The organism is Micromonospora sp. NPDC047465, assembly GCF_040643125.1.
GTDB lineage: Bacteria > Actinomycetota > Actinomycetes > Mycobacteriales > Micromonosporaceae > Micromonospora.
Genome location: NZ_JBEYTP010000013.1, coordinates 45,321 through 65,793, shown reverse-complemented (window position 1 = coordinate 65,793; position 20,473 = coordinate 45,321). Strand labels below are relative to the sequence as shown.

Annotated in this window: 19 protein-coding genes; 10 read left to right on the top strand and 9 right to left on the bottom strand. The window is 74.2% G+C overall.

Features of this window, described 5'->3' with window-relative positions; translation table 11 throughout:
- Positions 1 to 540, top strand: coding sequence for a MarR family transcriptional regulator (locus ABZ793_RS14590; RefSeq protein ID WP_357456940.1), 540 nt, complete (start codon positions 1 to 3; stop codon positions 538 to 540).
- Here ABZ793_RS14590 and ABZ793_RS14585 read toward each other — a convergent pair.
- The 3 genes from ABZ793_RS14585 to ABZ793_RS14575 are packed head-to-tail and all read right to left on the bottom strand — an operon-like array spanning position 462 to position 3,294.
- Entirely contained in the window at positions 462 to 1,256 is a 795-nt protein-coding gene (locus tag ABZ793_RS14585; RefSeq protein ID WP_357456938.1) for an ABC transporter ATP-binding protein, read from the bottom strand. The two genes, ABZ793_RS14590 and ABZ793_RS14585, sit on opposite strands and share 79 nt — an antisense overlap.
- On the bottom strand, positions 1,253 to 2,335 hold the full coding sequence (locus ABZ793_RS14580) for an iron ABC transporter permease (protein ID WP_357456936.1): 1,083 nt from the start codon (positions 2,333 to 2,335) through the stop codon (positions 1,253 to 1,255). The genes ABZ793_RS14585 and ABZ793_RS14580 overlap by 4 nt, the downstream gene beginning before the upstream one ends.
- Positions 2,332 to 3,294, bottom strand: a complete 963-nt coding sequence (locus ABZ793_RS14575; RefSeq protein ID WP_357456934.1) for an iron ABC transporter permease — start codon at positions 3,292 to 3,294, stop codon at positions 2,332 to 2,334. The genes ABZ793_RS14580 and ABZ793_RS14575 overlap by 4 nt, the downstream gene beginning before the upstream one ends.
- A 199-nt stretch (positions 3,295 to 3,493) precedes the next feature.
- Between ABZ793_RS14575 and ABZ793_RS14570 the strand changes: the two genes are divergently transcribed.
- The 5 genes from ABZ793_RS14570 to ABZ793_RS14550 all read left to right on the top strand — a co-directional run bounded on the left by ABZ793_RS14570 (position 3,494) and on the right by ABZ793_RS14550 (position 8,251).
- Entirely contained in the window at positions 3,494 to 4,459 is a 966-nt protein-coding gene (locus ABZ793_RS14570) for an iron-siderophore ABC transporter substrate-binding protein (protein ID WP_357456932.1), read from the top strand.
- Between the two features lie 224 nt (positions 4,460 to 4,683).
- Positions 4,684 to 5,313 carry a DUF899 family protein gene (locus ABZ793_RS14565; RefSeq protein WP_357456930.1) on the top strand — a complete coding sequence of 210 codons (630 nt, stop codon included), beginning with the start codon at positions 4,684 to 4,686 and terminating at the stop codon, positions 5,311 to 5,313.
- Between the two features lie 105 nt (positions 5,314 to 5,418).
- Positions 5,419 to 6,519 carry an ionic transporter y4hA gene (locus tag ABZ793_RS14560; RefSeq protein ID WP_357456928.1) on the top strand — a complete coding sequence of 367 codons (1,101 nt, stop codon included), beginning with the start codon at positions 5,419 to 5,421 and terminating at the stop codon, positions 6,517 to 6,519.
- A gap of 155 nt (positions 6,520 to 6,674) precedes the next feature.
- On the top strand, positions 6,675 to 7,409 hold the full coding sequence (locus ABZ793_RS14555) for a neutral zinc metallopeptidase (protein ID WP_357456926.1): 735 nt from the start codon (positions 6,675 to 6,677) through the stop codon (positions 7,407 to 7,409).
- Positions 7,410 to 7,597: 188 nt separating this feature from the next.
- Positions 7,598 to 8,251: an HAD family phosphatase gene (locus ABZ793_RS14550; protein ID WP_357456924.1), complete on the top strand. Its 654-nt coding sequence runs from the start codon at positions 7,598 to 7,600 to the stop codon at positions 8,249 to 8,251.
- A gap of 51 nt (positions 8,252 to 8,302) precedes the next feature.
- On the opposite strand, the gene ABZ793_RS14545 is transcribed toward ABZ793_RS14550, so the two are convergent.
- From ABZ793_RS14545 to ABZ793_RS14525, 5 genes are all read right to left on the bottom strand, one after another.
- On the bottom strand, positions 8,303 to 10,852 hold the full coding sequence (locus ABZ793_RS14545; protein ID WP_357456922.1) for an ABC transporter permease: 2,550 nt from the start codon (positions 10,850 to 10,852) through the stop codon (positions 8,303 to 8,305).
- Complete coding sequence (locus ABZ793_RS14540) at positions 10,852 to 11,619, bottom strand: ABC transporter ATP-binding protein (RefSeq protein WP_350704290.1); 768 nt, start codon at positions 11,617 to 11,619, stop codon at positions 10,852 to 10,854. The genes ABZ793_RS14545 and ABZ793_RS14540 overlap by 1 nt, the downstream gene beginning before the upstream one ends.
- Before the next feature lie 343 nt (positions 11,620 to 11,962).
- Complete coding sequence (locus ABZ793_RS14535; RefSeq protein WP_357456920.1) at positions 11,963 to 12,649, bottom strand: response regulator transcription factor; 687 nt, start codon at positions 12,647 to 12,649, stop codon at positions 11,963 to 11,965.
- A gap of 84 nt (positions 12,650 to 12,733) precedes the next feature.
- Positions 12,734 to 13,930 (bottom strand): sensor histidine kinase, encoded by a 1,197-nt coding sequence (locus tag ABZ793_RS14530; RefSeq protein ID WP_357456918.1) that lies wholly within the window; start codon positions 13,928 to 13,930, stop codon positions 12,734 to 12,736.
- Between the two features lie 287 nt (positions 13,931 to 14,217).
- Positions 14,218 to 15,129: a PD-(D/E)XK nuclease family protein gene (locus tag ABZ793_RS14525; RefSeq protein ID WP_357456916.1), complete on the bottom strand. Its 912-nt coding sequence runs from the start codon at positions 15,127 to 15,129 to the stop codon at positions 14,218 to 14,220.
- A gap of 82 nt (positions 15,130 to 15,211) precedes the next feature.
- On the opposite strand from ABZ793_RS14525, the gene ABZ793_RS14520 reads away from it, so the two are divergent.
- The 3 genes from ABZ793_RS14520 to ABZ793_RS14510 all read left to right on the top strand — a co-directional run bounded on the left by ABZ793_RS14520 (position 15,212) and on the right by ABZ793_RS14510 (position 18,033).
- A complete protein-coding gene (locus tag ABZ793_RS14520) occupies positions 15,212 to 16,363 on the top strand; it encodes a M50 family metallopeptidase (protein WP_357456914.1) in 1,152 nt (383 codons plus the stop codon).
- 41 nt (positions 16,364 to 16,404) lie between these two features.
- Complete coding sequence (locus ABZ793_RS14515) at positions 16,405 to 17,379, top strand: tRNA (adenine-N1)-methyltransferase (RefSeq protein ID WP_350704631.1); 975 nt, start codon at positions 16,405 to 16,407, stop codon at positions 17,377 to 17,379.
- Positions 17,380 to 17,460: 81 nt separating this feature from the next.
- Complete coding sequence (locus ABZ793_RS14510; RefSeq protein ID WP_350704280.1) at positions 17,461 to 18,033, top strand: hypothetical protein; 573 nt, start codon at positions 17,461 to 17,463, stop codon at positions 18,031 to 18,033.
- Positions 18,034 to 18,085: 52 nt separating this feature from the next.
- Here ABZ793_RS14510 and ABZ793_RS14505 read toward each other — a convergent pair whose 3' ends face one another.
- Positions 18,086 to 18,382 (bottom strand): ferredoxin, encoded by a 297-nt coding sequence (locus tag ABZ793_RS14505; RefSeq protein ID WP_350685639.1) that lies wholly within the window; start codon positions 18,380 to 18,382, stop codon positions 18,086 to 18,088.
- A 177-nt stretch (positions 18,383 to 18,559) separates the two neighbouring features.
- Between ABZ793_RS14505 and arc the strand changes: the two genes are divergently transcribed.
- Positions 18,560 to 20,341 (top strand): proteasome ATPase, encoded by a 1,782-nt coding sequence (gene arc, locus ABZ793_RS14500; protein WP_350685640.1) that lies wholly within the window; start codon positions 18,560 to 18,562, stop codon positions 20,339 to 20,341.
- Positions 20,342 to 20,473 lie beyond the last annotated feature (132 nt).

The window sequence follows — 20,473 nt, the reverse complement described above, 5'->3', positions numbered from 1 at the left end:
GTGACCGGCCCGCACGGCGACGACGCCGCGTCGTTGGCCCGCCAGTTACCCGTGTTCGGCGCGGTCGCCCGAGCCGCCCGCCGGGCGGTGCGTCGGCAGGTGGACGTGCCGAGGCTGGCCGAGGCGCAGGTCGAGGTCCTGCGGACCGTCGAGGCGAACCCGGGCGTCGGCATCCGGTCGGTGGCCGAGCGCCTCCAACTGGTGCCGAACACGGTGTCGACCATCGTCGGCGAGCTGGTCGGCGCGGGCCTGCTGGTCCGGGAGCGCGACGAGGCGGACCGCCGCGCCGCGCGGCTGCGGCTCACGCCGGCGGCCGTCGAGCGACTGGCGTCGTGGGGAGCCGCCCGGGAGGAGGTGCTGTCGGCTGCGCTGGCGCGCCTCGACGACGCCGACCGCCGGGCGATCGGGCAGGCCGTGCCGGCGGTCCGCCGACTGCTGGCGGTCCTGGAGGCAACGGCCGGTCAGGACGCCAGCCGCAGGGGCACCACGACCGGGCAGTCGGTGGCCGGGTCGCGCAGCACGGCGGACTCGACCCCGTAGAGCCGCCGCACCAGCTCGGTGGTGACGATCGCGTCCGGCGCGCCCTCGGCGACCACCCGGCCCGCGTGCATGGCCACGAGGTGGTCGGCGTAGCGGCAGGCCGAGGTCAGGTCGTGGACCACGACCACGACCGTGCGACCGGCGGCGGCCAGCTCACGGAGCAGCTCGAAGACCTCGAGCTGGTGACCCAGGTCGAGCGCCGCGGTGGGTTCGTCGAGCAGCAGTACGGGGGTGTCCTGCGCGACCGCCATCGCGATCCAGGCCCGCTGCCGCTGCCCACCCGACAGGGTCTCCAGGGGCCGGTCGGCCAGGTCGGCGACGTTGGCGGCGGCGAGCGCCCGGTGCACGGCCTCCTGGTCCTGCGCGGACCACTGCCGCAGCAGCCCCTGGTGCGGCTGTCGGCCGAAGCGCACGAGGTCGGCCACGGTGAGCCCGTCCGGGGCCTCGGCCGACTGCGGCAGCAGGCCGATTGCGCGGGCCGCCTCGCGGGCCGGCAGCTTCGCCAGTACGCGCCCGTCGAGCAGGACGGCGCCGCCCTTCGGCCGGTGCTGCCGGCTGAGCCCGCCGAGCAGCGTGCTCTTGCCGCAGCCGTTCGGCCCGACGACGGCGGTGAGGCGACCGGGCGGCAGGGTCAGCCGTACGGCGTCGACGACGACGGTGCGCTCGTACGCCAGGGTCAGGTCGTCGGCGTGCAGGACGGCGGCGGGTGTGGTCACGGGACTCTCCGGGGGCGTGAGCTGAGCAGGAGCCAGATGAGGTAGGGGCCGCCGACGACGGCGGTGACGAGCCCGACCGGTACCTCGACCGGGGCGGCGACCGTGCGTCCGAGGGTGTCGGCGAGCAGCACCAGCGCGGCGCCGGCGAGGGCGCTGCCGAGGACGGGGACGCCGCGCGGGCCGCAGATGCGGCGTGCGGCCTCGGGGGCGACGAGCGCGACGAGGCCGAGGGGGCCGCCGACGGCGACCGCCAGTCCCGCGCACGTCACGCAGACCGCCAGCGCGGCGAGCCGGACGACGCGGACCCGCACGCCGAGCCCGGCGGCCACCGCGTCCGGGAACCGCAGCGCCGCGAGTTGCCGGCCCACCAGCATCCCGGCCGGCAGGCACAGCAGGAGCCCGACGGCGAGCAGGGTGACCGGCACGGCGGGCCGGGCGTTCAGCGTGCCGACCGACCAGGGGAACGCGGCGTTGGCGGCGTCGATCGGCGCGCGGACGAGCATCAGGTTGGTCACCGCGCCGAGCACCGCCCCCACGCCGAGTCCCACCACGACGAACCGGTAGCCGGAGGTTCCGGCGCCGCCGGCGAGCCCCAGGGCCAGCGCGGCCGCGGTGGCCGCGCCGACGAGCGCCATGCCCGAGGGCGCGTACGTGGTGGCGACACCGACGACGGAGGCGACGGCGAACGCGGTGGCCCCGTCGTCGATGCCGACCGTGCCGGGGGTGGCGAGCCGGTTGCGCGCCAGGGTCTGCATGAGGCACCCGGAGGCGCCGAGCGCGGCACCGACCAGCAGGCCGGCGACCAGGCGCGGCAGCCGGAGCCGCTGCACGACGAGGACGTCGGCAGGGTCGCCGACGCCCGCGATGGCGGGCAGCGACCGCAGTGGACCCATGGACACCGTGCCGACCGCCAGGGCGGCGCCGACGGCGAGGGTGAGCAGCACGACGAGGACGGCGCAGCCGACCGCGGCGCGTACCGGCAGCAGCACGGACATCCGGCCGAGCCGCAGCAGGCGGGTGCCGCGCGGGGCACGCGGGCCGGCGGGGACGGTGACCGACGCGGCGGGGGAGGCGCTCACAGCGCGGGCACCCGTCGGGCGCGCACCACGGCGACGAGGACCGGGGCGCCGAGCAGCGCGGTGACCACGCCGAGCGGCATCTCGTAGGGCCGCACGAGCAGCCGGGACAGCACGTCGGCGGCCAGTACGACGGCCGGCCCCAGCAGCAGCGACGGCACCAGCACGCGACGCAGGTCCGGCCCCACCAGCGCGCGGGCGGCGAAGGGCACCACCAGACCGACGAACGCGATCGGGCCGGCGACGGCGGTGGCCGCTCCCACCAGCAGGGCCACGGCGACCACCGCGCCGAGCCGGACCCGCCGCGGGCGGTGGCCCAGACCGGCGGCCACCTGCTCGCCGAGGGCGAGGGCGGCGAGCGGGCGGGCCACCAGGAGGACCAGCAGGCCACCGAGCAGCAGCGCGGGGACGACCGACGCCAGCACGCCGAGGTCCCGGCCGGCGACCGCGCCGACGGTCCAGAACCGGACCTCGTCGGCGCTGCGCTGGTCGACGAGCAGCAGCACGGAGGTGAAGGAGCCCAGCAGGCCGCTCAGCGCCGCCCCGGCGAGCACCAGCCGCACCGGGTCGTTGCCGACCCCGCGCAGCCGCGCCGCGCCGAGCGCGGCCAGGCACCCGAGCAGGGCGCCGAGCACGGCGACGTGCGGGCCGAGCGTCGCGACACTGCCGCCGAACGCGATGACCAGCACGACGGCGGTGGACGCGCCGGCGCTGACGCCCAACAGACCGGGCTCGGCGAGCGGGTTGCGCGCGGCGGCCTGGAGCACGGCGCCTGCCGTGCCCAACGCGGCTCCGACGACGACGGCGACGACCGTGCGGTCCCAGCGCAGTTGCCACACCGCGAACGCCGCCTCGGCGTCACCCGCGCCCACGAGCACCCGCAGCGCCCGCCCGGGACCCACCTGACCACTGCCGAACAGCAGCGACGCGACGACGGCCAGCGCCAGTACGGCGAGCGGCACGACGATCCCCGCCACCCGAGGCCGGCGCGGGCCTGCTGTTTCCGCCTGCCGTGCCGGCGGACGGGGCACGGCCCGCCGGCGTTCCTGCACGACCACGTGCCCTCCGAGCTGTCTCGCGCCCCGCCGGGCGGATGTGGTTAGGTAAGGCATACCATACCTCCCTCACAGAGGTTTCTTTCGAGCACCTTCGGAGCCATCCATGAGCACCTCGCGCACCGGCCTGTCCCGACGACGTCTCGCCGCCGGGCTCGCCGCCCTGCCGCTGATCCTGCTGACCGCCTGCGGCGGATCGTCCGACCCGACGCCCGCCTCGGCGGGCGGATCGCAGGCCGGAGCCACGGTGGAGACGGCGTTCGGCTCCGTCCAGGTGCCGGCCGCGCCGAAGCGGGTCGTCGCGCTGGGCGACACCGCCCTGGACAGCGCGCTCGCGCTGGGCGTCGTGCCGGTCGGGACACTGTCGAGCCGGGGCGGCACGGGCGTGTCCGCCTACCTGGCCGACCGGGTCCCCGGCATCACCCTTGTCGGCACCGTGCGGGAGATCAACCTGGAGGCTGTCGTCGGGGCCAAGCCCGACCTCGTGCTGGCCGCGTCCAGCACGACCCAGGAGCAGTACGACGCGCTCAAGGCGATCGCGCCGACCGTCGTCCCGAAGCCGCAGGCGTTCGGGAACTGGGAGAGCGAGACCCGCACCATCGCGACCGCGCTCGGCAGGCAGGCCGAGGGCGACAAACTCCTCGCCGACATCGAGCAGCGCGCCAAGGACCTCGCGGCCAAGCGGACCGGCACCGGCACCGCCGCCGTCGTCCGGTGGATGCCCACCGGCCCGCTCATCATGTCCTCGTCCCTGATGGCCGGACGGCTGGTCGAGCTGACCGGCGACACCCTGCCGGCGGCCGCCGACTTCACCGACAAGCCGCACACCGACCCGCTCAGCCTGGAGAACCTCGGCCAGCTCGACGCCGACTTCATCTACGTCGCCACCCTCAACGCCGACGGCGAGAAGGCCCTCGCGGCGGCCAGGGCACAGGCCGCTTTCGCCCGCCTCGAAGCCGCCCGCAACGACCGGGTCGCGGCCGTCGACGGCAGCGTGTGGAGCAGCGGGGCCGGGCCTATCGCCGCCGGCAAGGTGCTCGACGACATCGAGCGGCTCCGCGCCGCCGCCTGATCCCCGTCGGACGGATCCGCGGCGTCGGACGGCACCGCCGGGGTGGACGGATGACGCTCCACCCCGGTCGGTCGCCCCGCCCGGCGCCGTCCAGGTGGGACGCGGCGCGACTCCGACGGGCGGTGCCGCCCGTCGACGCCCGCCCGGGCCGCGGGCGGCCACGCCCCGCCCCCGCCGGCGCGTCGCACCGGCATGTCGCCGGGCCCCCTGGGCACAATCGCCTCATGGAGAAGCCCCGGACAGTGTCGGCCGACGAGTGGCAGCAGGCCCGTGACGACCTGCTGAAGGCCGAGAAGGAGCTGACCCGCGCGCAGGACGCGCTCGCCGCCCGGCGTCGCCGCCTCCCGATGGTCAGGTTCGACAGCGGCTACCGCTTCGACACGCCCACCGGCCCGGCCACCCTGCTCGACCTGTTCGAGGGCCGGGGCCAGCTCGTGGTCTACCAGTTCATGGACAACGGCCCCGACCACCACTGCCCCGGCTGCACCTGGTTCACCGACAGCGTCCCCGTGACCGGGCTGGCGCGGCTGGCGGAGCGGGGCATCAGCTGGGCGACCGTGTCGGACATGCCGCTGGCGCAGATCGAGGCGTACAAGGCGCGTCGCGGCTGGACCCTGCCGTTCGTGTCGTCGCACGGCACGTCGTTCGCCGCGGACTGCGGGGCGGGGCGCGGCTTCATGCTCAGCGTCTTCCTGCGTGACGGCGCGGACGTCTACCGGACGTACAACACGACGGCGCGCGGCGTCGACCGGCTCGTCTTCGTCAACAGCATCCTCGACCTCACCCCGTACGGCCGCCAGGAGGACTGGGAGGACTCGCCGCCCGGCTGGCCGCAGCAGCCCACCTACGGCTGACGGCTCGGGCTGGCGGCGCACCTGGACGGCGCGACGGTGAGCCGACCGCCACTGCGTACCACCAGTCGGTGGTCACATGATCGTGATTCCTGGCAGGGTTGGGGAATGGCCGCACTGCTCCGCTCACGCCTGACCGACTGGACCGTCTCCGTACCGCTGCTCGCGGTCGTGGCGTTGATCCTCACCTGGGGACGCGACCTACCCGGTCCTGTCGTCGTCGTGGTGGCCGCGTTCCTGGCCGGAGCGGTGCTGGCAGCCGTCCACCACGCCGAGGTGGTCGCGCACCGGGTGGGGGAACCGTACGGCTCGCTGCTCCTCGCCGTGGCCGTCACCGTCATCGAGGTCGCGCTGATCGTCACCCTCATGATCAGCGGCGGCGAGAAGACGCAGTCCCTCGCGCGGGACACCGTCTTCGCCGCCGTCATGATCACGTGCAACGGCATCCTCGGGTTGTCGCTGCTGATCGGCGCGCTGCGCCGCAAAGTGGCGGTGTTCAACTCCGAGGGCACCGGTGGCGCGCTGGCCACCGTGACCACCCTCGCCGCCCTGAGCCTCGTGGTGCCGACCTTCACCACCAGCCGGCCGGGCCCGCAGTTCAGCCCTGCGCAGCTGGCCTTCGCCGCCGTGGCGTCCCTCGCGCTCTACGGCCTGTTCGTGATGGTGCAGACCGGCCGCCACCGCGACTACTTCCTGCCGGTCACCACCGAGGGGCGGGTGGTGGATGCCGACGGGCACGCCACGCCGCCGTCGAACCGGGCCGCCCTGCTCAGCCTCGGACTGCTGCTGGTGGCGCTGGTCGCCGTGGTCGGTGACGCCAAGACGGTGTCCCCGGCGATCGAGTCCGCCGTCGCCGGGGCGAACCTGCCGCAGTCCTTCGTCGGCGTGGTCATCGCGCTGCTGGTGCTGCTGCCCGAGACGATCGCCGCCGCCCGGGCGGCCCGCCGCGACCGGGTGCAGATCAGCCTGAACCTGGCGCTGGGCTCGGCCATGGCCAGCATCGGGCTGACCATCCCGGCGATAGCGCTGGCCTCGATCTGGCTGGAGGGGCCGCTCCTGCTCGGCCTCGGCGGCACCCAGCTGACCCTGCTCGCCCTCACCGTCGTCACGGGCGTGCTGACCGTGGTGCCGGGGCGGGCCACCGTGCTCCAGGGCGGCGTGCACCTGGTGCTGCTCGCCGCGTTCGTGTTCCTCGCCGCCAGCCCCTGATCACCCGACCCGGGCGGTGGGGCTCAAGCGCCGCGCGCCGGGGAGCCGGACCCGCGCACCGCTGCCGCCCCGACCGGCGTCGTCGGCCGCGGCCGGGCATGACCCGCGGGCCGCCGGGGTACTGCGCACGGCATCGCCGACGCCGGGGAGGGACAGTGACGACGCGCGTGGGACGCCGGCCGCCGAGTGCGCTCGTCGGCCTCGCGGTGGCTCTCGTCGTGGCGGCCGGGTGCGTGGTCGGCGGGACGTCCGAACCCGCGGGGCAGGAGCCCGGCGGCGCGGCCTCGCCCGGCGCCGTGCAGACCCGCGCCGACGGCACCACCAGCGTCGAGGAGTTCCAGCGGGACGTCACGGACGCGCGGCGCATCGCCGAGCGGTACTGGGCCGACCGGTTCCGCGCCTCGGGGGAGCGGTTTCGCCCGATCCGGCGGGTCGTGCCGTACCAGCGCGACGGCGAGGTGTCCTGCGGCGGGCAGGGCCTGCCACGCAACAACGCGGTCTACTGCTCGGCCGGCGACTTCATCGCCTACGACGTGAACTGGTCGGTCGGGGCGTTCCGCCAGGTCGGTGACGCGTTCGTGTTCTACCTGCTTGGCCACGAGTACGCCCACGGCGTCCAGACCCGGCTCGGCATCCAGTACCGCTTCACCATCGAGCAGGAACTCCAGGCCGACTGCATGGCTGGGGCGTATCTGGGCGACTCGGTGCGCTCGGGAATGCTGGAACTCGACGACGGCGACCTGGAGGAGTTCCGCGAGGGGCTGCTCGCCGTCGGCGACGACCCCGGTCAGCCGTGGTTCGCCGAGGGCTCGCACGGCACCGCCGAGCAGCGCACCGAGTCCTTCTTCCGCGGCTACGAGCAGTCTCTGGGCGCCTGCGGCCTCGGCTGAGCCGGACCCGAAGTTCGCCCGGCACCGGGGCGACGGCGACCGGCGTCGCCCGGTCTCGCCGCCGCCCGCAACCCGTCGGCCAGGTCACGCCGGCGGCACCTGGGCGCGCCGCCGGCGTCCCGGCTGAGAGGATCCCGGGGGTACGCCACCCGAGGGAGGATGTCCTGAGCAGTCACCACCCCGCCGCCGTGCTCTTCGACATGGACGGCACCCTGGTCGACAGCGAGAAGCTGTGGGACGTCGCGCTGCGCGAGCTGGCGGCCGAGTACGGCGCCACCCTCTCCGAGGCGGCCCGCAAGGCGATGGTCGGCACCAGCATGGCGGCGTCGATGCGCATCCTGCACGACGACCTGGGCCAGCCGCACCGCGACCCCGACGTCAGCGCGGCGTGGATCAACGCCCGGATCCTGGAGCTGTTCCGCACCGGGCTGCGCTGGCGTCCCGGCGCGCTGACGCTGCTGCGGGCGGTCCGCGCGGCGGACATCCCGACGGCGCTGGTGACCTCCAGCGTCCGGCCCCTGGTGGAGGTCGCGCTGGACACCCTCGGGCGGGACAGCTTCGACGCGGTGGTCTGCGGCGACGAGGTCGACGCGGCCAAGCCGCACCCGGAGCCGTACCTGACCGCCGCCCGACTGCTCGACGTGCCGATCGCCCGCTGCGTGGCGATCGAGGACTCGCCGACCGGGGTGGCCAGCGCGCTCGCCGCCGGCGCGGCGGTGCTGGCCGTGCCGGCGGAGGTGCCGATCGGGCCGCTGGACGGCGTACACCAGTTGGAGAGCCTGACCGGCGCGGACCTGGAGCTGCTGGCGGCCCTGCTCGGCGCGCCGCCGGCCGGCGTCTGACGCGACGAGGGGCCCCGCCGACCGGCGGGGCCCCTCGTCGTGCCTGGTGGGTCAGTCGTGGGCGATGGCGCCCAGGACGTTGATCCGGGCGGCCCGGACCGCGGGCAGCACCGCGGCGATGACCCCGATGATCGCGGCCAGGCCGAGGAAGACCCCCATCTGGGACCAGGGCAGGACCAGATCCGTGATCCCCTCGTCCCGCAGCGCCTCGACCACGGCCGCGCCGAGACCGGTGCCGACGGCGACGCCGAGCAGCGCGCCGAAGACCGAGATCACCACCGCCTCGACGGTGACCATCCGCATGGTCTGCGCCCGGCGCAGGCCGATGGCCCGCAGCAGCCCCAGCTCCCGGGTGCGTTCCAGCACCGACAGCGCCAGGGTGTTGATGATGCCGAGCACGGCGATCACGATGGCCAGCGCCAGCAGGATCTGGATCATCGTGAGCAGGCCGTCGAGCTGGCCGGCCTGCTGGTCGATGAACGCCTCCCGGTCGGCCACCGACACCTCGGGGGAGTCGGCCAGCAGCGCCTCGATCTGCGGCTGCACGTCGGCGACCCGGGTGCCCGGGGCCAGCTGGATGAAGCCCTGGATCGGCTGCGGGATGGCGAAGTCGCGCGCCGCCTGCGGCGGCAGCACCACCTGGTTGGTCAGCTCGGAGCTGGCGTAGATGCCGGTCACCGTGTAGGTCCGCGCCTCGCCCCGGGCCAGCTGCACCGGCACCTGCGACCCGACGGAGAGCCCCCGCGACTTGGCGGTGTCCGAGCTGACCAGCATCTCGTCCGGCGCGAGCCGGTCGATGTTCCCGGCGGTGGCCTCGGCGCCGAAGATCTGCCGCAGCGCGGCGACGTCGCTGCTCGCCCCCACCCAGGTGCGTTTGCCGCCGACCACCGCCATGTCGCCGTACTCGCCGTCGGCCAGGCGCACCCCGGGGATCGCCGTGGCCTTCTCCAGCACCCCCGAGTCGAAGCTCGGCGGCCGGGGGCCGCTCTGTGCCCCGGAGATCACCAGCTCCGCCTTGAGCGTGTCCTGGGTGAGCGCGCTGATGCTGCTCTTTGCCGAGTCCAGGATCACGGTCACCCCGGTGACCAGGGCGATGCCCACCATCAGCGCCGCGGCGGTGATGGCGGTGCGGCGCGGGTTGCGGCCGGAGTTGAGCCGGCCCAGCTTGCCCGGCACCGACCAGGCGAAGATGGCGCCGAGCAGGCTCACCACCGGGCGGCTGATCAGCGGGGTCAGCAGTGCCACGCCGATGAAGGCGAACAGCACGCCGCCGAGGATGGTGGCCAGGGTGTTGCCCCCGGCGTTGCCGGTGAGTCCCAGGGTCAGCAGCCCGGCGCCGACGGCGGTGACGATTCCGCCGGCCACGGTGACCTTGGTCAGCGGGCGGTCCGGGTTGGCCACGTCCTGCATCGCCGCGATCGGCGGGATCCGGGACGCCCGCAGGGCCGGCAGCAGCGCGGCGACCACGGTGATCACCAGGCCGACGGCGAACGCGCCGATCACCGCGGACAGCGGCACGCCGACCCCGGCCAGGGTCAGCCCGCCGGCGAAGGTGCTGAACAGGTACGCCAGCAGCGCGCCGATGCCGATGCCGGCGCCGAGGCCGAGCACCGAGGCGATCAGCCCCACCGCGACGGCCTCCAGGACCACCGACCCGATGATCTGCCGGCCGCTGGCCCCGATGGCGCGCATCAGCGCCAGCTCGCGGGTGCGCTGCGCCACGATGATCGAGAAGGTGTTGAGGATCAGGAAGGTGCCGACCAGCAGCGCCACCGCGGCGAAGCCGAGCAGGATCCGGTTGAAGAAGGACAGGGCCTCCTTCATGCTGGCCGCCGCCTCCTCGGAGAGCTGCTCGCCGGTCTTGACCTCGTAGTCGGCGCCCACCGCGGCGGCCACGGCGTCGCGCAGCGCCTCGTCGGACGTCCCGCCGGCGGCGGTGACCGTGATGCTGCTGAAGGTGTCCGGTGCGCCGAGCATCAGCCGTTGCGCGACGGGCGTGGTGAACATGATCTCGTTGGCGCCGCCGATGGAGTCCCGGCCGCCGCTGTAGCCGAAGACACCGACGATGGTGAACTCCTGCTTCGGCTGGAGGGTCAGCACGCCGACCCGGTCACCGACCTTCACCTTGCCGGCGGTGGCCAGCGCCTTGTTGACCACGATCTCGTCGTCGGCCTGCGGCGGCCGTCCCTCGCGCAGTTGCACCAGGTCGTTCTCGCCGGTCCAGTTCTCGCCCAGCTGCGGCGGGCCGAACGACGTGACCACCTTGCCGTTGCTGCCGATCAGCCGTGCCCCGTCGACGCCGACCACGCCGGTCGCCTCGGCCACGCCGGGCACCGCCCGGACCTTGTCCAGGGTGGCCGCCGGCAACGGCTGGGCCGCCTGCATGCCCTCGGCCTCGGCGACGTCAATCTTCGGCTTGGCGGCGACGTTGACGTCCACCCCCTCGTACGCGTCGGCGAAGATCGCGTCGAACGAGCGGCCGAGCGTGTCGGTGAGCACGAACGCGCCGGAGACGAACATGACGCCCAGCACCACGGCCAGGCCGGAGAGGATCAGCCGTACCTTGCGGGCCAGCAGGCTCTTCAGAGTCGCCCGGAACATCAGCGGGCCACCTCGGTGGGGGTATCCAGCTTCTTCATCGTGTCGAGCACGGTGTCGGCGGTCGGCTCGATCAGTTCGGAGACGATCTGCCCGTCGGCGAGGAAGACCACCCGGTCGGCGTACGCGGCGGCGGTCGGGTCGTGGGTGACCATGACGATCGTCTGCCCGTGCTCGCGCACGGAGTTGCGCAGGAAGTTGAGCACCTCCGCGCCGGAGCGGGAGTCGAGGTTGCCCGTCGGCTCGTCGGCGAAGATCACCTCGGGGCGGGAGACCAGTGCGCGGGCGCAGGCCACGCGCTGCTGCTGCCCACCGGAGAGCTGCGCCGGGCGGTGGCCCAGCCGGTCCTGCAGCCCCACCGTGGCGATGACCGTGTCGTACCAGGCCGGGTCCGGCTTGCGCCCGGCGATCGACAGCGGCAGCAGGATGTTCTCCTTCGCCGTCAGGGTCGGCAGCAGGTTGAACTGCTGGAAGATGAAGCCGACCTTGTCCCGGCGCAGCTTGGTCAGGCCCGCGTCGCCCAGGCCGGTGACGGTGGTGTCGCCGATCGACACGGTGCCGCGGGTGACCGAGTCGAGGCCGGCGAGGCAGTGCATCAGCGTCGACTTGCCCGAGCCCGACGGGCCCATGATCGCCGTGAACCGGCCCCGCTCGAATTCCGCGCTGACCCCCCGCAGCGCGATGACCTGCGCCTCGCCGCTGCCGTACACCTTCCACACGTCGTTCGCCCTGGCCGCGGCCTGCGCCTGCTGGCCTACCGTCGCGGTCACGTCATCTACCTCTTCCGTCTGATTTTGATCCGCGCCGCCCCCGCTGGTCCGGCGCGGCAGTTTCATCATCGGTGCTCGTCGGCGCCGATCCGTCCGACTCCGGGCGGAGCCGGTGCCTATTTCGCGGTGCGGGTGCCCCCGACCCTGGCTCAGGGTTGCCCCTGACCCGGCGCCCGGTCGAGCGCGTTTCCCGCCCGTCGGGGACCGATCCTGCACAGTGACGCCACGTCAGGGTCAACCGCGCCGCGCCACCTCCGGTCACGGTAGGTGACGACGGCAACGGCGCCTGCCGGCAGCGGGGAATCTTCGGGTACGCCTGCGGAAACAGCCAGGGCGCGCGTTGCTACGGCCGGGGGCGGACCAGACCCGACTCGTACGCCAGCACCACGGCCTGCACCCGGTCGCGCAGCCCCAGCTTGGTGAGCACGTGCCCCACGTGGGTCTTGATGGTGGTCTCGCTGACCGACAGGGCCCGGGCGATCTCGGCGTTGGACAGCCCCCGGGCCACCTGCACCAGCACCTCGCGTTCCCGCTCCGTCAGCGCGCCGAGGCCCTTGGGTGGGGCCGCCGCCGGGTCCGGCAGCATGTCGGCGAACCGGTCCAGCAGCCGCTTGAGGATGCGGGGCGCCACCACCGCGTCCCCGGCCGCCACCGTGCGGATCGCGGTGACCAGGTCCTCCGCCGGCACGTCCTTGGCCAGGAAGCCGCTCGCCCCGGCCCGCAGCGCCCCGACCACGTACTCGTCCAGGTCGAAGGTGGTCAGGATCAGCACCCGCACCGGCAGCCGGGCGTCGACGATCGCCCGGGTCGCCGCGACCCCGTCCATCCGCGGCATCCGGATGTCCATCAGCACCACGTCGGGCAGCAGCCGGCGCGACAGGTCCACCGCCTCGACGCCGTCCCCGGCCTCGGCCACGATGTCCAGGTCGTCCTCCGTGCCGAGCACCATCCGGAAGCCGGTACGCAGCAACGGCTGGTCGTCGGCGAGCAGGATGCGCACCGGCCGCGCCGGCACCGTCGCCTCGGTCACCTGATCCCCCGTCCCTGATCCCCGGTCACGCCGTCCCCCCGTCCCGCGGCCCGGCCGCGATTCTCCCGTACGCCCCCGAGTCGGTCATGCCGCCACCGCGCCACGGCCGTCCACCGGGATCCGCGCGGAAACCCGGAAGCCGCCGCCGGGGCGTGCCCCGGTGCGCAGGACCCCACCGTAGAGGGCGACCCGTTCCCGCATCCCGACCAGGCCGTGCCCGATCCGGTCGCCACCCGGCCCCGGGCCGCGCCCGGTGTCGGCCACCTCGACGCCGACCGCGCCCTCGTCGAAGGTCAGCCGCACCTCCGCCGTGGCCGTGCCGGCGTGCTTGAGCGCGTTGGTCAGCGCCTCCTGGGCGATGCGGTAGAGGGTCAGCGCCACCCCCTCCTCCAGCGCCCCCGGGGTGCCCTCGACCCGCAGCGTCACCGGCAGGCCGGCCTCGCGCACCTGGTCGACCAGGGCCTCGATGCCGGCGAGTCCCGGCTGCGGGGCCAGGTCGGCGGCCGGCTCGGCGTCGGTACGCAGCACGTCCAGCAGCCGGCGCAGCTCCCGCAGGGTGGCCCGGCTGGTCGCCTCGATGGTGGCGATCGCCTCGTCGGCCGAGTCCGGGTCCTTCGGCAGCACCCGGCGGGCGCCGGTGGCCAGCACCCCCATCACGCTGACGTGGTGCGCGACGACGTCGTGCAGCTCCCGGGCGATGCGGCGGCGCTCGTCGGCGACCGCCTGCTCGGCGAGTGAACGCTGGTTCTCCTCGGCGGCCCGGGCCCGCTCCCGCAGCGCCTCCGTGGCGGCCCGGCGCCCGTGCACGGCCCGGCCCACCGAGTACGACACCGCCCCCGTCAGCAGGCTGTTCACCACCAGGTACGCAAAGCTGACGCCCTCCATCATCCCGTCCGGGGGTGCGACTGCGTTCACCACCGCGGCTGGCAGCCAGAGCGCCAGGGCCGCCGCGACCGCCGTCCGGAGCGGCCGGGTGGCGGCCACCGTGTAGGTGAGCACCAGGAAGGTCAGGCCCTGCGCGGCCGGCGCCAGGTCGAGCAGGACGGGCAGCGCCAGCGTCGCCACCGCCGCGGCGACGGCGGGCCACGGCGCGACCCGGCGCAGCGCCACCGGCGCGGCGCAGACCGGGCTCCAGGCCAGCGCCGCCATCAGGTGCGGCGGCCAGTAGTCGCGGGGGGTGAGGAAGGTGAACACGATCTCCGCCCCGACGAGCCCGACGGCGAGGAGAGCGTCCGCGGCGAGCGGGTGCCGGCGCAGCCACGCCTTCGGGCCCGAAGTCATACCGCGACGCTAGCCGCCGCCACGCCGGATTGATCGTCGCCGACGGTGAGCCCGGCCTCATCCCTGAGGAGGAGACTGCCTCCACCGCGCCAGGGGCCCGCCCGCCGGCTCCCCGGTTCGGGCACCCGGGCGCCTCACCGTCGCTTGCGCCCGCCGGCTCCCCGGGCCGCGCCCGGTGGTTCGCCGGCCCGCGCACCCGGTCGCTCACCGGTCCGTGCGGTCGCTGCGCCACCGGTCGACCGTGGGCATCCCGTTGACGACGTGGGACCCAGTCGCGCGCGGCGGCGTCACTCGTCGGCGCCGGGGGCCGCCGGGCGGGACCGGGCGTCGCGCAGCGGATCCGTCGCCACCTGCGCCGGGAACGGCGGCGGGGTGCCGCCGAAGCTCGGGCAGAGGGCCTGATGGCTGCACCAGTCGCAGAGCCGGCTCGGCCGGGGACGGAAGTCCTGACGTTCGGTCGCCTGCTCGATCGCCCGCCACAGGGCCACCACCGTGCGCTCGAAGCGGAGCAGCTCCTCGGCGTCCGGGGCGTAGTCGCAGACCTCCGCGTCCTTGAGGTAGAGCAGCCGCAGCACCCGGGGGACCACGCCCCGGGTGCGCCACAGCACCAGCGCGTAGAACTTGAGCTGGAACAGCGCCCGCGCCTCGAACGCCTCCCGTGGCGCGCCGCCGGTCTTGTAGTCGACCACCCGCAGCGCGCCGTCCGGCGCCACGTCGAGCCGGTCGAGATAGCCCCGGATCAGCAGCTCCTCGTCGACCACCGCCGAGATCAGGCTCTCCCGCTCGGCCGGCTCCAGCCGGCGCGGGTCCTCCACCGCGAAGTAGCCCTCCAGCAGCGCGGCGGCCGAGCGGAGGAACTCGGCCGCGGCCGGGGTGTCGCCGTCGGCGAACAGCCCCGCCAGCTCCGGCTGCTCGGTGACCAACCGGTCCCACTGCGGGGCCACCAGGTCGCCGGCCGCCGTCGGGGTGCGCCCGCCGGCGGGCAGGTCGAACAGCCGCTCCAGCACGGCGTGCACGAGCGTGCCCCGGGCCTGCTCGACGGTCGGCCGCTCCGGCAGCCGGTCGATGCTGCGGAACCGGTAGAGCAGCGGGCAGGTCTTGAAATCCGCCGCCCGTGACGGCGACAGCGAGGCCCGCACCGTCGCCGGCACCTCGGCCGGAGTCGCGGGCTGCTGCGTGGTCACCGGTTCCGCCGTCATGCCCGGAAGGTTAGGGCACCGGTGTGACACCTCCGCCGTCGCCGCTCCGGTGCATGATCTCCCGCCGCGTAGCATCGGTCCGATGGAGCAGACGAGGCAACCGCGGCGCCGGCCCGACTCGCGGCCCGGCCTGACCGTGGGCCGGGTCTTCGGGGTGCCGCTGCACCTCAACGGCTCGATGGTGCTGCTCACCCTGCTGGTGACCGTGCTGTACGCGGAGTTCGCCCGCCGCCAGCTCGACCTGTCCCAGCTCGCCGGCTACCTGATCGGCTTCGGCTTCGTGGTCTCCCTGCTCGGCTCGGTGCTCCTGCACGAGCTCGGCCACGCCCTGACCGCCCGCCGGTACGGCATTGGTGTGCGCGGCATCACCCTGGAGCTGCTCGGCGGCTACACCGAGATGGACCGCGACGCCCCGTCTCCCCGCGTCGACCTGCTGGTGTCGCTCGCCGGTCCCGCCGTCTCCGCCGTGCTCGGCGCGGTCGCCGTCGCCGCCACCCTCGCCCTGCCCGACCGCACCCTGGCCAACCAGCTCGCGTTCCAGCTGGCGGTGAGCAACGTCATCGTCGCGCTGTTCAACATCCTGCCGGGGCTGCCGCTCGACGGCGGCCGGGCGCTGCGGGCGGCGGTCTGGGCGGTGACCCACGACCGGCACCGGGGCACCGAGGTCGCCGGGTGGGTGGGGCGCGCCGTCGCCGTCGGCACCGCCGCGCTGGTCATCCTGTTCACCCTCACCGGCAACCTGGCACCGCTGGCGCTGCCGCTGATGCTGCTCGTCGCGTTCACCCTCTGGCGCGGCGCCGGGCAGTCGATCCGGATGGCGCGGATCAGCCGCCGCTTCCCGCTGATCGACCTGTCCCGGCTGTCCCGGCCGGTGCTCGCCGTGCCCACCGGCACGCCGCTGGCCGAGGCGCAGCGCCGGGCCGCCGGCGCCACGCCGGGCGCCGCGCTCCTGGTCACCGACTCCGCCGGCCGGGCGGTCGCCCTGGTCGACCCCACCGCGGCGGAGGCCGTTCCCGCGGAACGCCGCCCCTGGCTGGCCGTCGACGCGGTCGCCCGGTCCCTGGCCGACCTGCCCGCCATGCCCGTCGGGCTCGACGGGGAGCGGGTGATGGAGGCGGTACAGACCCACCCGGGCGCGCAGTACGTGGTGACCTCAGGCGAAGATGTCGTCGGCATCCTGCACATCGCGGATCTGGCTCAGCTCCTCGAACCTCAACGGAAGATGAACACGTGACCGCAACTCCCCCCGCCGCCCCGGCCGACCAGGGCGCCCCGGTGCCCGCCGACACCCGGGCGCTGCCCCCCGTGCACCGCGGGCCGTTCCGGCCCGGCGACCGGGTGCAGCTGACCGACCCCAAGGGGCGGATGCACACGGTCACCCTGGAGCCGGGCAAGGCGTTCCACACCCACCGGGGCATCCTTGAGCACGACACGCTGATCGGCCTGCCCGACGGCAGCGTGGTCACCACCTCCGGCGGCGGCACCGCGTTCCTGGCCCTGCGCCCGCTGCTGTCGGACTACGTGCTCTCCATGCCGCGCGGCGCGCAGGTGATCTACCCGAAGGACTCCGCCCAGATCGTCGCCATGGGCGACATCTTCCCGGGCGCGAAGGTCCTGGAGGCCGGGGCCGGCTCCGGGGCGCTGTCCTGCTCGCTGCTGCGCGCCGTCGGCACCGAGGGCGAGCTGCACTCGTTCGAGGTGCGCGACGACTTCGCCCAGATCGCCAAGCGCAACGTCGAGGCGTTCTTCAACGGGCCGCACCCGGCGTGGCACCTGCACGTCGGCGACGTCGCCACCTGCACCGAGACGGGCTTCGACCGGATCATCCTCGACATGCTCACCCCGTGGGAGACCCTCGACATGGTCGAGCGGGCCCTGGTGCCCGGCGGCGTGTTCATCGGTTACGTCGCCACCACCCCGCAGCTGTCCGAGCTGGTCGAGGCGCTGCGCGAGCGCGGCGGCTGGACCGAGCCGCGCGCCTGGGAGTCGCTGGTGCGCGACTGGCACGCCGAAGGGCTGGCGGTGCGCCCGGACCACCGCATGATCGCGCACACCGCGTTCCTGGTGTCCGCGCGTAAGCTCGCTCCGGGTGTCACCGCGCCGCCGCGGCGCCGCAAGCCGAGCAAGGGCGCCGAGGCGTACGCCGAACGCCGGCAGGCGCTGCGCGAGGCGGAGGCGGCCCGGCAGGCCGCAGCCGCGCGGGCCGCCGCGGCGGAGCCGGCAGCGGCCGGGGACACGACGCAGCCGTGACCGTGGAACGGGGCGGCCGGGAGTGAGCGGACGGAACCTGCCGGCCGGTGCGGGCCGGTGGCACGGCTACGGGGAGGTGGCATGAACCGGCCGGGTTTCGGCGGCGGAGACCTGCCGGCGGTGTTCCCGGACTGGTCGCCCTACCAGGACCTCGAATCGGCGGCCCGCGCCTACCTGCGCGACCCCGACGTCGCCCTGGAGGCGCTGGGCGGGGTGCTGCGCGGGGCGTCGGTGCTCGGCTTCACCCTGGAACGCTTCGTCAACGAGGTCAACGGGGTGTGGCAGGAGGTCGTGGTCTGCGACGGCAGCCGGCTCGTCCTCTGGCACGGTGAGGACGTGCCGCCGGGGGAGGGGCCGCCGGGGTCGATGACGTCCTCGCTGCGCGTGGTGCCGGTCTCCACCGTCACCGAGGTCGGCTGCCGGCGGCGGCTCACCCGCGACGACAACGGCGGGATCCGGGTCGACAGCATCGACGTCTACCTGCTGCTGACCTCGCTCGACGAGGCGCCGCCCAGCGACGAGGCGGTGGGCGCGCCCCGGCACGACGCGCTGCGTTTCGGCAAGACCCTCGACGACGGGGGCGCCGGGCAGATCGCCCGGCTGGAGGAGTTCGCCCGCCTGGTCGCCTCGGTGGTCGGCCGCCCGATGCTCTGAGGCGTACGCCCGGCAGCCCTCCCGCCGCCAGCGGCGCGGGAGGGCGGGGCGCTCAGTCCTCCTCGGCCTCCGGGCCAGCGACCTCGACGCCGTCGCTGCCGCGTACGACGTGGATGCACTCGCCCGGGCACTCCTTCGCCGAGTCGATCACCTCGAGGCGCAGGTGCTCGGGCACGTCGACCCGGCTGCCCGGCGCGAGCCGCAGTTCACCGTCGGGGCCCTTGACGTAGGCGAGCCCGTCGACGTCGAACTCGAAGACCTCGGGCGCGTACTGCACGCAGAGCCCGTCGCCCGTGCAGAGATCCTGGTCCACCCAGACCTGCAGCTGGTCGGTCATGACCTCCGCCACGGCGCACCCCCCATGTTCTCCCGTCCCACGCCCCGACGGTACCCGAACGCCCGGACCGGCCCTCGGGGCCACCCTTGGCGATCAAGGTTCGGTGACGAGCGCGTTGCGTGGGACCGAATCGGCCTCATAGCGGCTAGTGTTAGGGCAGAACGTTCAAGCCCCCCGGGGAGGTGGGACGTGGCACGCAGCGACGACGCGGACTCGCGCGCCGCACGGTGGGAGAAGGAGGCCCACGATCTCTCCACGCAGGTCGCGTTCCTTCAAGAGGAACTCGCTCTGGTGCGGCGCAAGTTGACCGAAAGCCCCCGACACGTCCGGCAGCTCGAAGAGCGGCTGGCGGCCACCCAGGCACAGTTGGCGCGGCTGACCGAGAACAACGACCGGCTCGTGAGCACCCTCAAGGAGGCCCGCGCGCAGATCGTGACGCTCAAGGAGGAGATCGACCGCCTCGCGCAGCCACCGAGTGGCTACGGCGTCTTCCTCGCACGGCACGACGACGGCACGGTGGACGTGTTCACCGGCGGACGCAAGCTCCGGGTCGCCGTCTCGCCCTCGCTGGACGTCGCCGAGCTGCGGCGCGGCCAGGAGGTCCTGCTCAACGACGCGCTCAACATCGTCGACGCGTTCGGCTACGAGCGGGTCGGCGAGGTGGTCATGCTCAAGGAGATCCTCGCGGGTCCCGACGGCAGCCCGGGCGACCGGGCGCTGGTGGTCTCGCACTCCGACGAGGAGCGGATCGTGCACCTCGCCGAGACCCTGATCGGCTCGCCGATCCGGGCCGGCGACTCGCTCATGATCGAGCCCCGCTCGGCGTACGCCTACGAGCGGATCCCGAAGAGCGAGGTCGAGGAGCTGGTCCTGGAGGAGGTGCCCGACGTCGACTACACCGACATCGGCGGTCTCCACGCCCAGATCGAGCAGATCCGCGACGCGGTGGAGCTGCCCTTCCTGCACGCCGATCTGTTCCGGGAGCACCAGCTCCGCCCACCGAAGGGCATCCTGCTCTACGGCCCGCCTGGCTGCGGCAAGACGCTGATCGCCAAGGCGGTGGCCAACTCGCTGGCGAAGAAGATCGCCGAGCGGGAGGGCAAGGAGCGGCACACCAGCTTCTTCCTCAACATCAAGGGCCCGGAGCTGCTCAACAAGTACGTCGGTGAGACCGAGCGGCACATCCGGCTGATCTTCCAGCGGGCCCGCGAGAAGGCCGGCGAGGGCACCCCGGTCATCGTGTTCTTCGACGAGATGGACTCGGTGTTCCGGACCCGGGGCTCCGGTGTCTCCTCCGACGTGGAGAACACGATCGTCCCGCAGCTGCTCAGCGAGATCGACGGCGTGGAGGGCCTGGAGAACGTCATCGTCATCGGCGCTTCCAACCGGGAAGACATGATCGACCCGGCGATCCTGCGCCCCGGCCGGCTCGACGTGAAGATCAAGATCGAGCGGCCGGACGCCGAGGCGGCCAAGGACATCTTCTCCAAGTACATCCTCTCCGGGCTGCCTTTGCACCCGGACGACCTGGCCGAGCACGGCGGCGACCCCCAGGCCACCGTCGCGGCCATGATCGACGCGGTCGTGCTGCGGATGTACTCGGAGACCGAGGAGAACCGCTTCCTCGAGGTCACCTACGCCAACGGCGACAAGGAAGTCCTCTACTTCAAGGACTTCAACTCAGGCGCGATGATCCAGAACATCGTCGACCGGGGCAAGAAGATGGCCATCAAGGAGTTCCTCACCTCCGGCCGCAAGGGCCTGCGCCTGCAGCACCTCCTCGACGCCTGCGTCGACGAGTTCCGGGAGAACGAGGACCTGCCCAACACCACCAACCCCGACGACTGGGCCCGCATCTCCGGCAAGAAGGGCGAGCGGATCGTCTACATCCGCACGCTCGTCTCCGGCGGCAAGGGCGCGGAGGCCGGCCGGTCGATAGAGACCGCCAGCAACACCGGTCAGTACCTCTGACCCACACCCGCACGGGGCCCGCGGCGGGCCCCCCCCCCCGCCCCCCCCCCGCCCCCCCCCCCCCCCCCCCCCCCCCCCCCCCCCGCCCCCCCGGGGGGGGGGGGAAGAGGTTGGCGCGAAAGTGTTTTATAG

Bases quoted from the DNA above. Each gene is read 5' to 3' on its own strand.
- ABZ793_RS14545 (WP_357456922.1), bottom strand. From the start codon at position 10,852: ATGTTCCGGGCGACTCTGAAGAGCCTGCTGGCCCGCAAGGTACGGCTG.
- ABZ793_RS14560 (WP_357456928.1), top strand. From the start codon at position 5,419: ATGGCCGCACTGCTCCGCTCACGCCTGACCGACTGGACCGTCTCCGTA.
- ABZ793_RS14530 (WP_357456918.1), bottom strand. From the start codon at position 13,930: ATGACTTCGGGCCCGAAGGCGTGGCTGCGCCGGCACCCGCTCGCCGCG.
- ABZ793_RS14520 (WP_357456914.1), top strand. From the start codon at position 15,212: ATGGAGCAGACGAGGCAACCGCGGCGCCGGCCCGACTCGCGGCCCGGC.
- ABZ793_RS14565 (WP_357456930.1), top strand. From the start codon at position 4,684: ATGGAGAAGCCCCGGACAGTGTCGGCCGACGAGTGGCAGCAGGCCCGT.
- ABZ793_RS14510 (WP_350704280.1), top strand. From the start codon at position 17,461: ATGAACCGGCCGGGTTTCGGCGGCGGAGACCTGCCGGCGGTGTTCCCG.
- ABZ793_RS14525 (WP_357456916.1), bottom strand. From the start codon at position 15,129: ATGACGGCGGAACCGGTGACCACGCAGCAGCCCGCGACTCCGGCCGAG.
- ABZ793_RS14570 (WP_357456932.1), top strand. From the start codon at position 3,494: ATGAGCACCTCGCGCACCGGCCTGTCCCGACGACGTCTCGCCGCCGGG.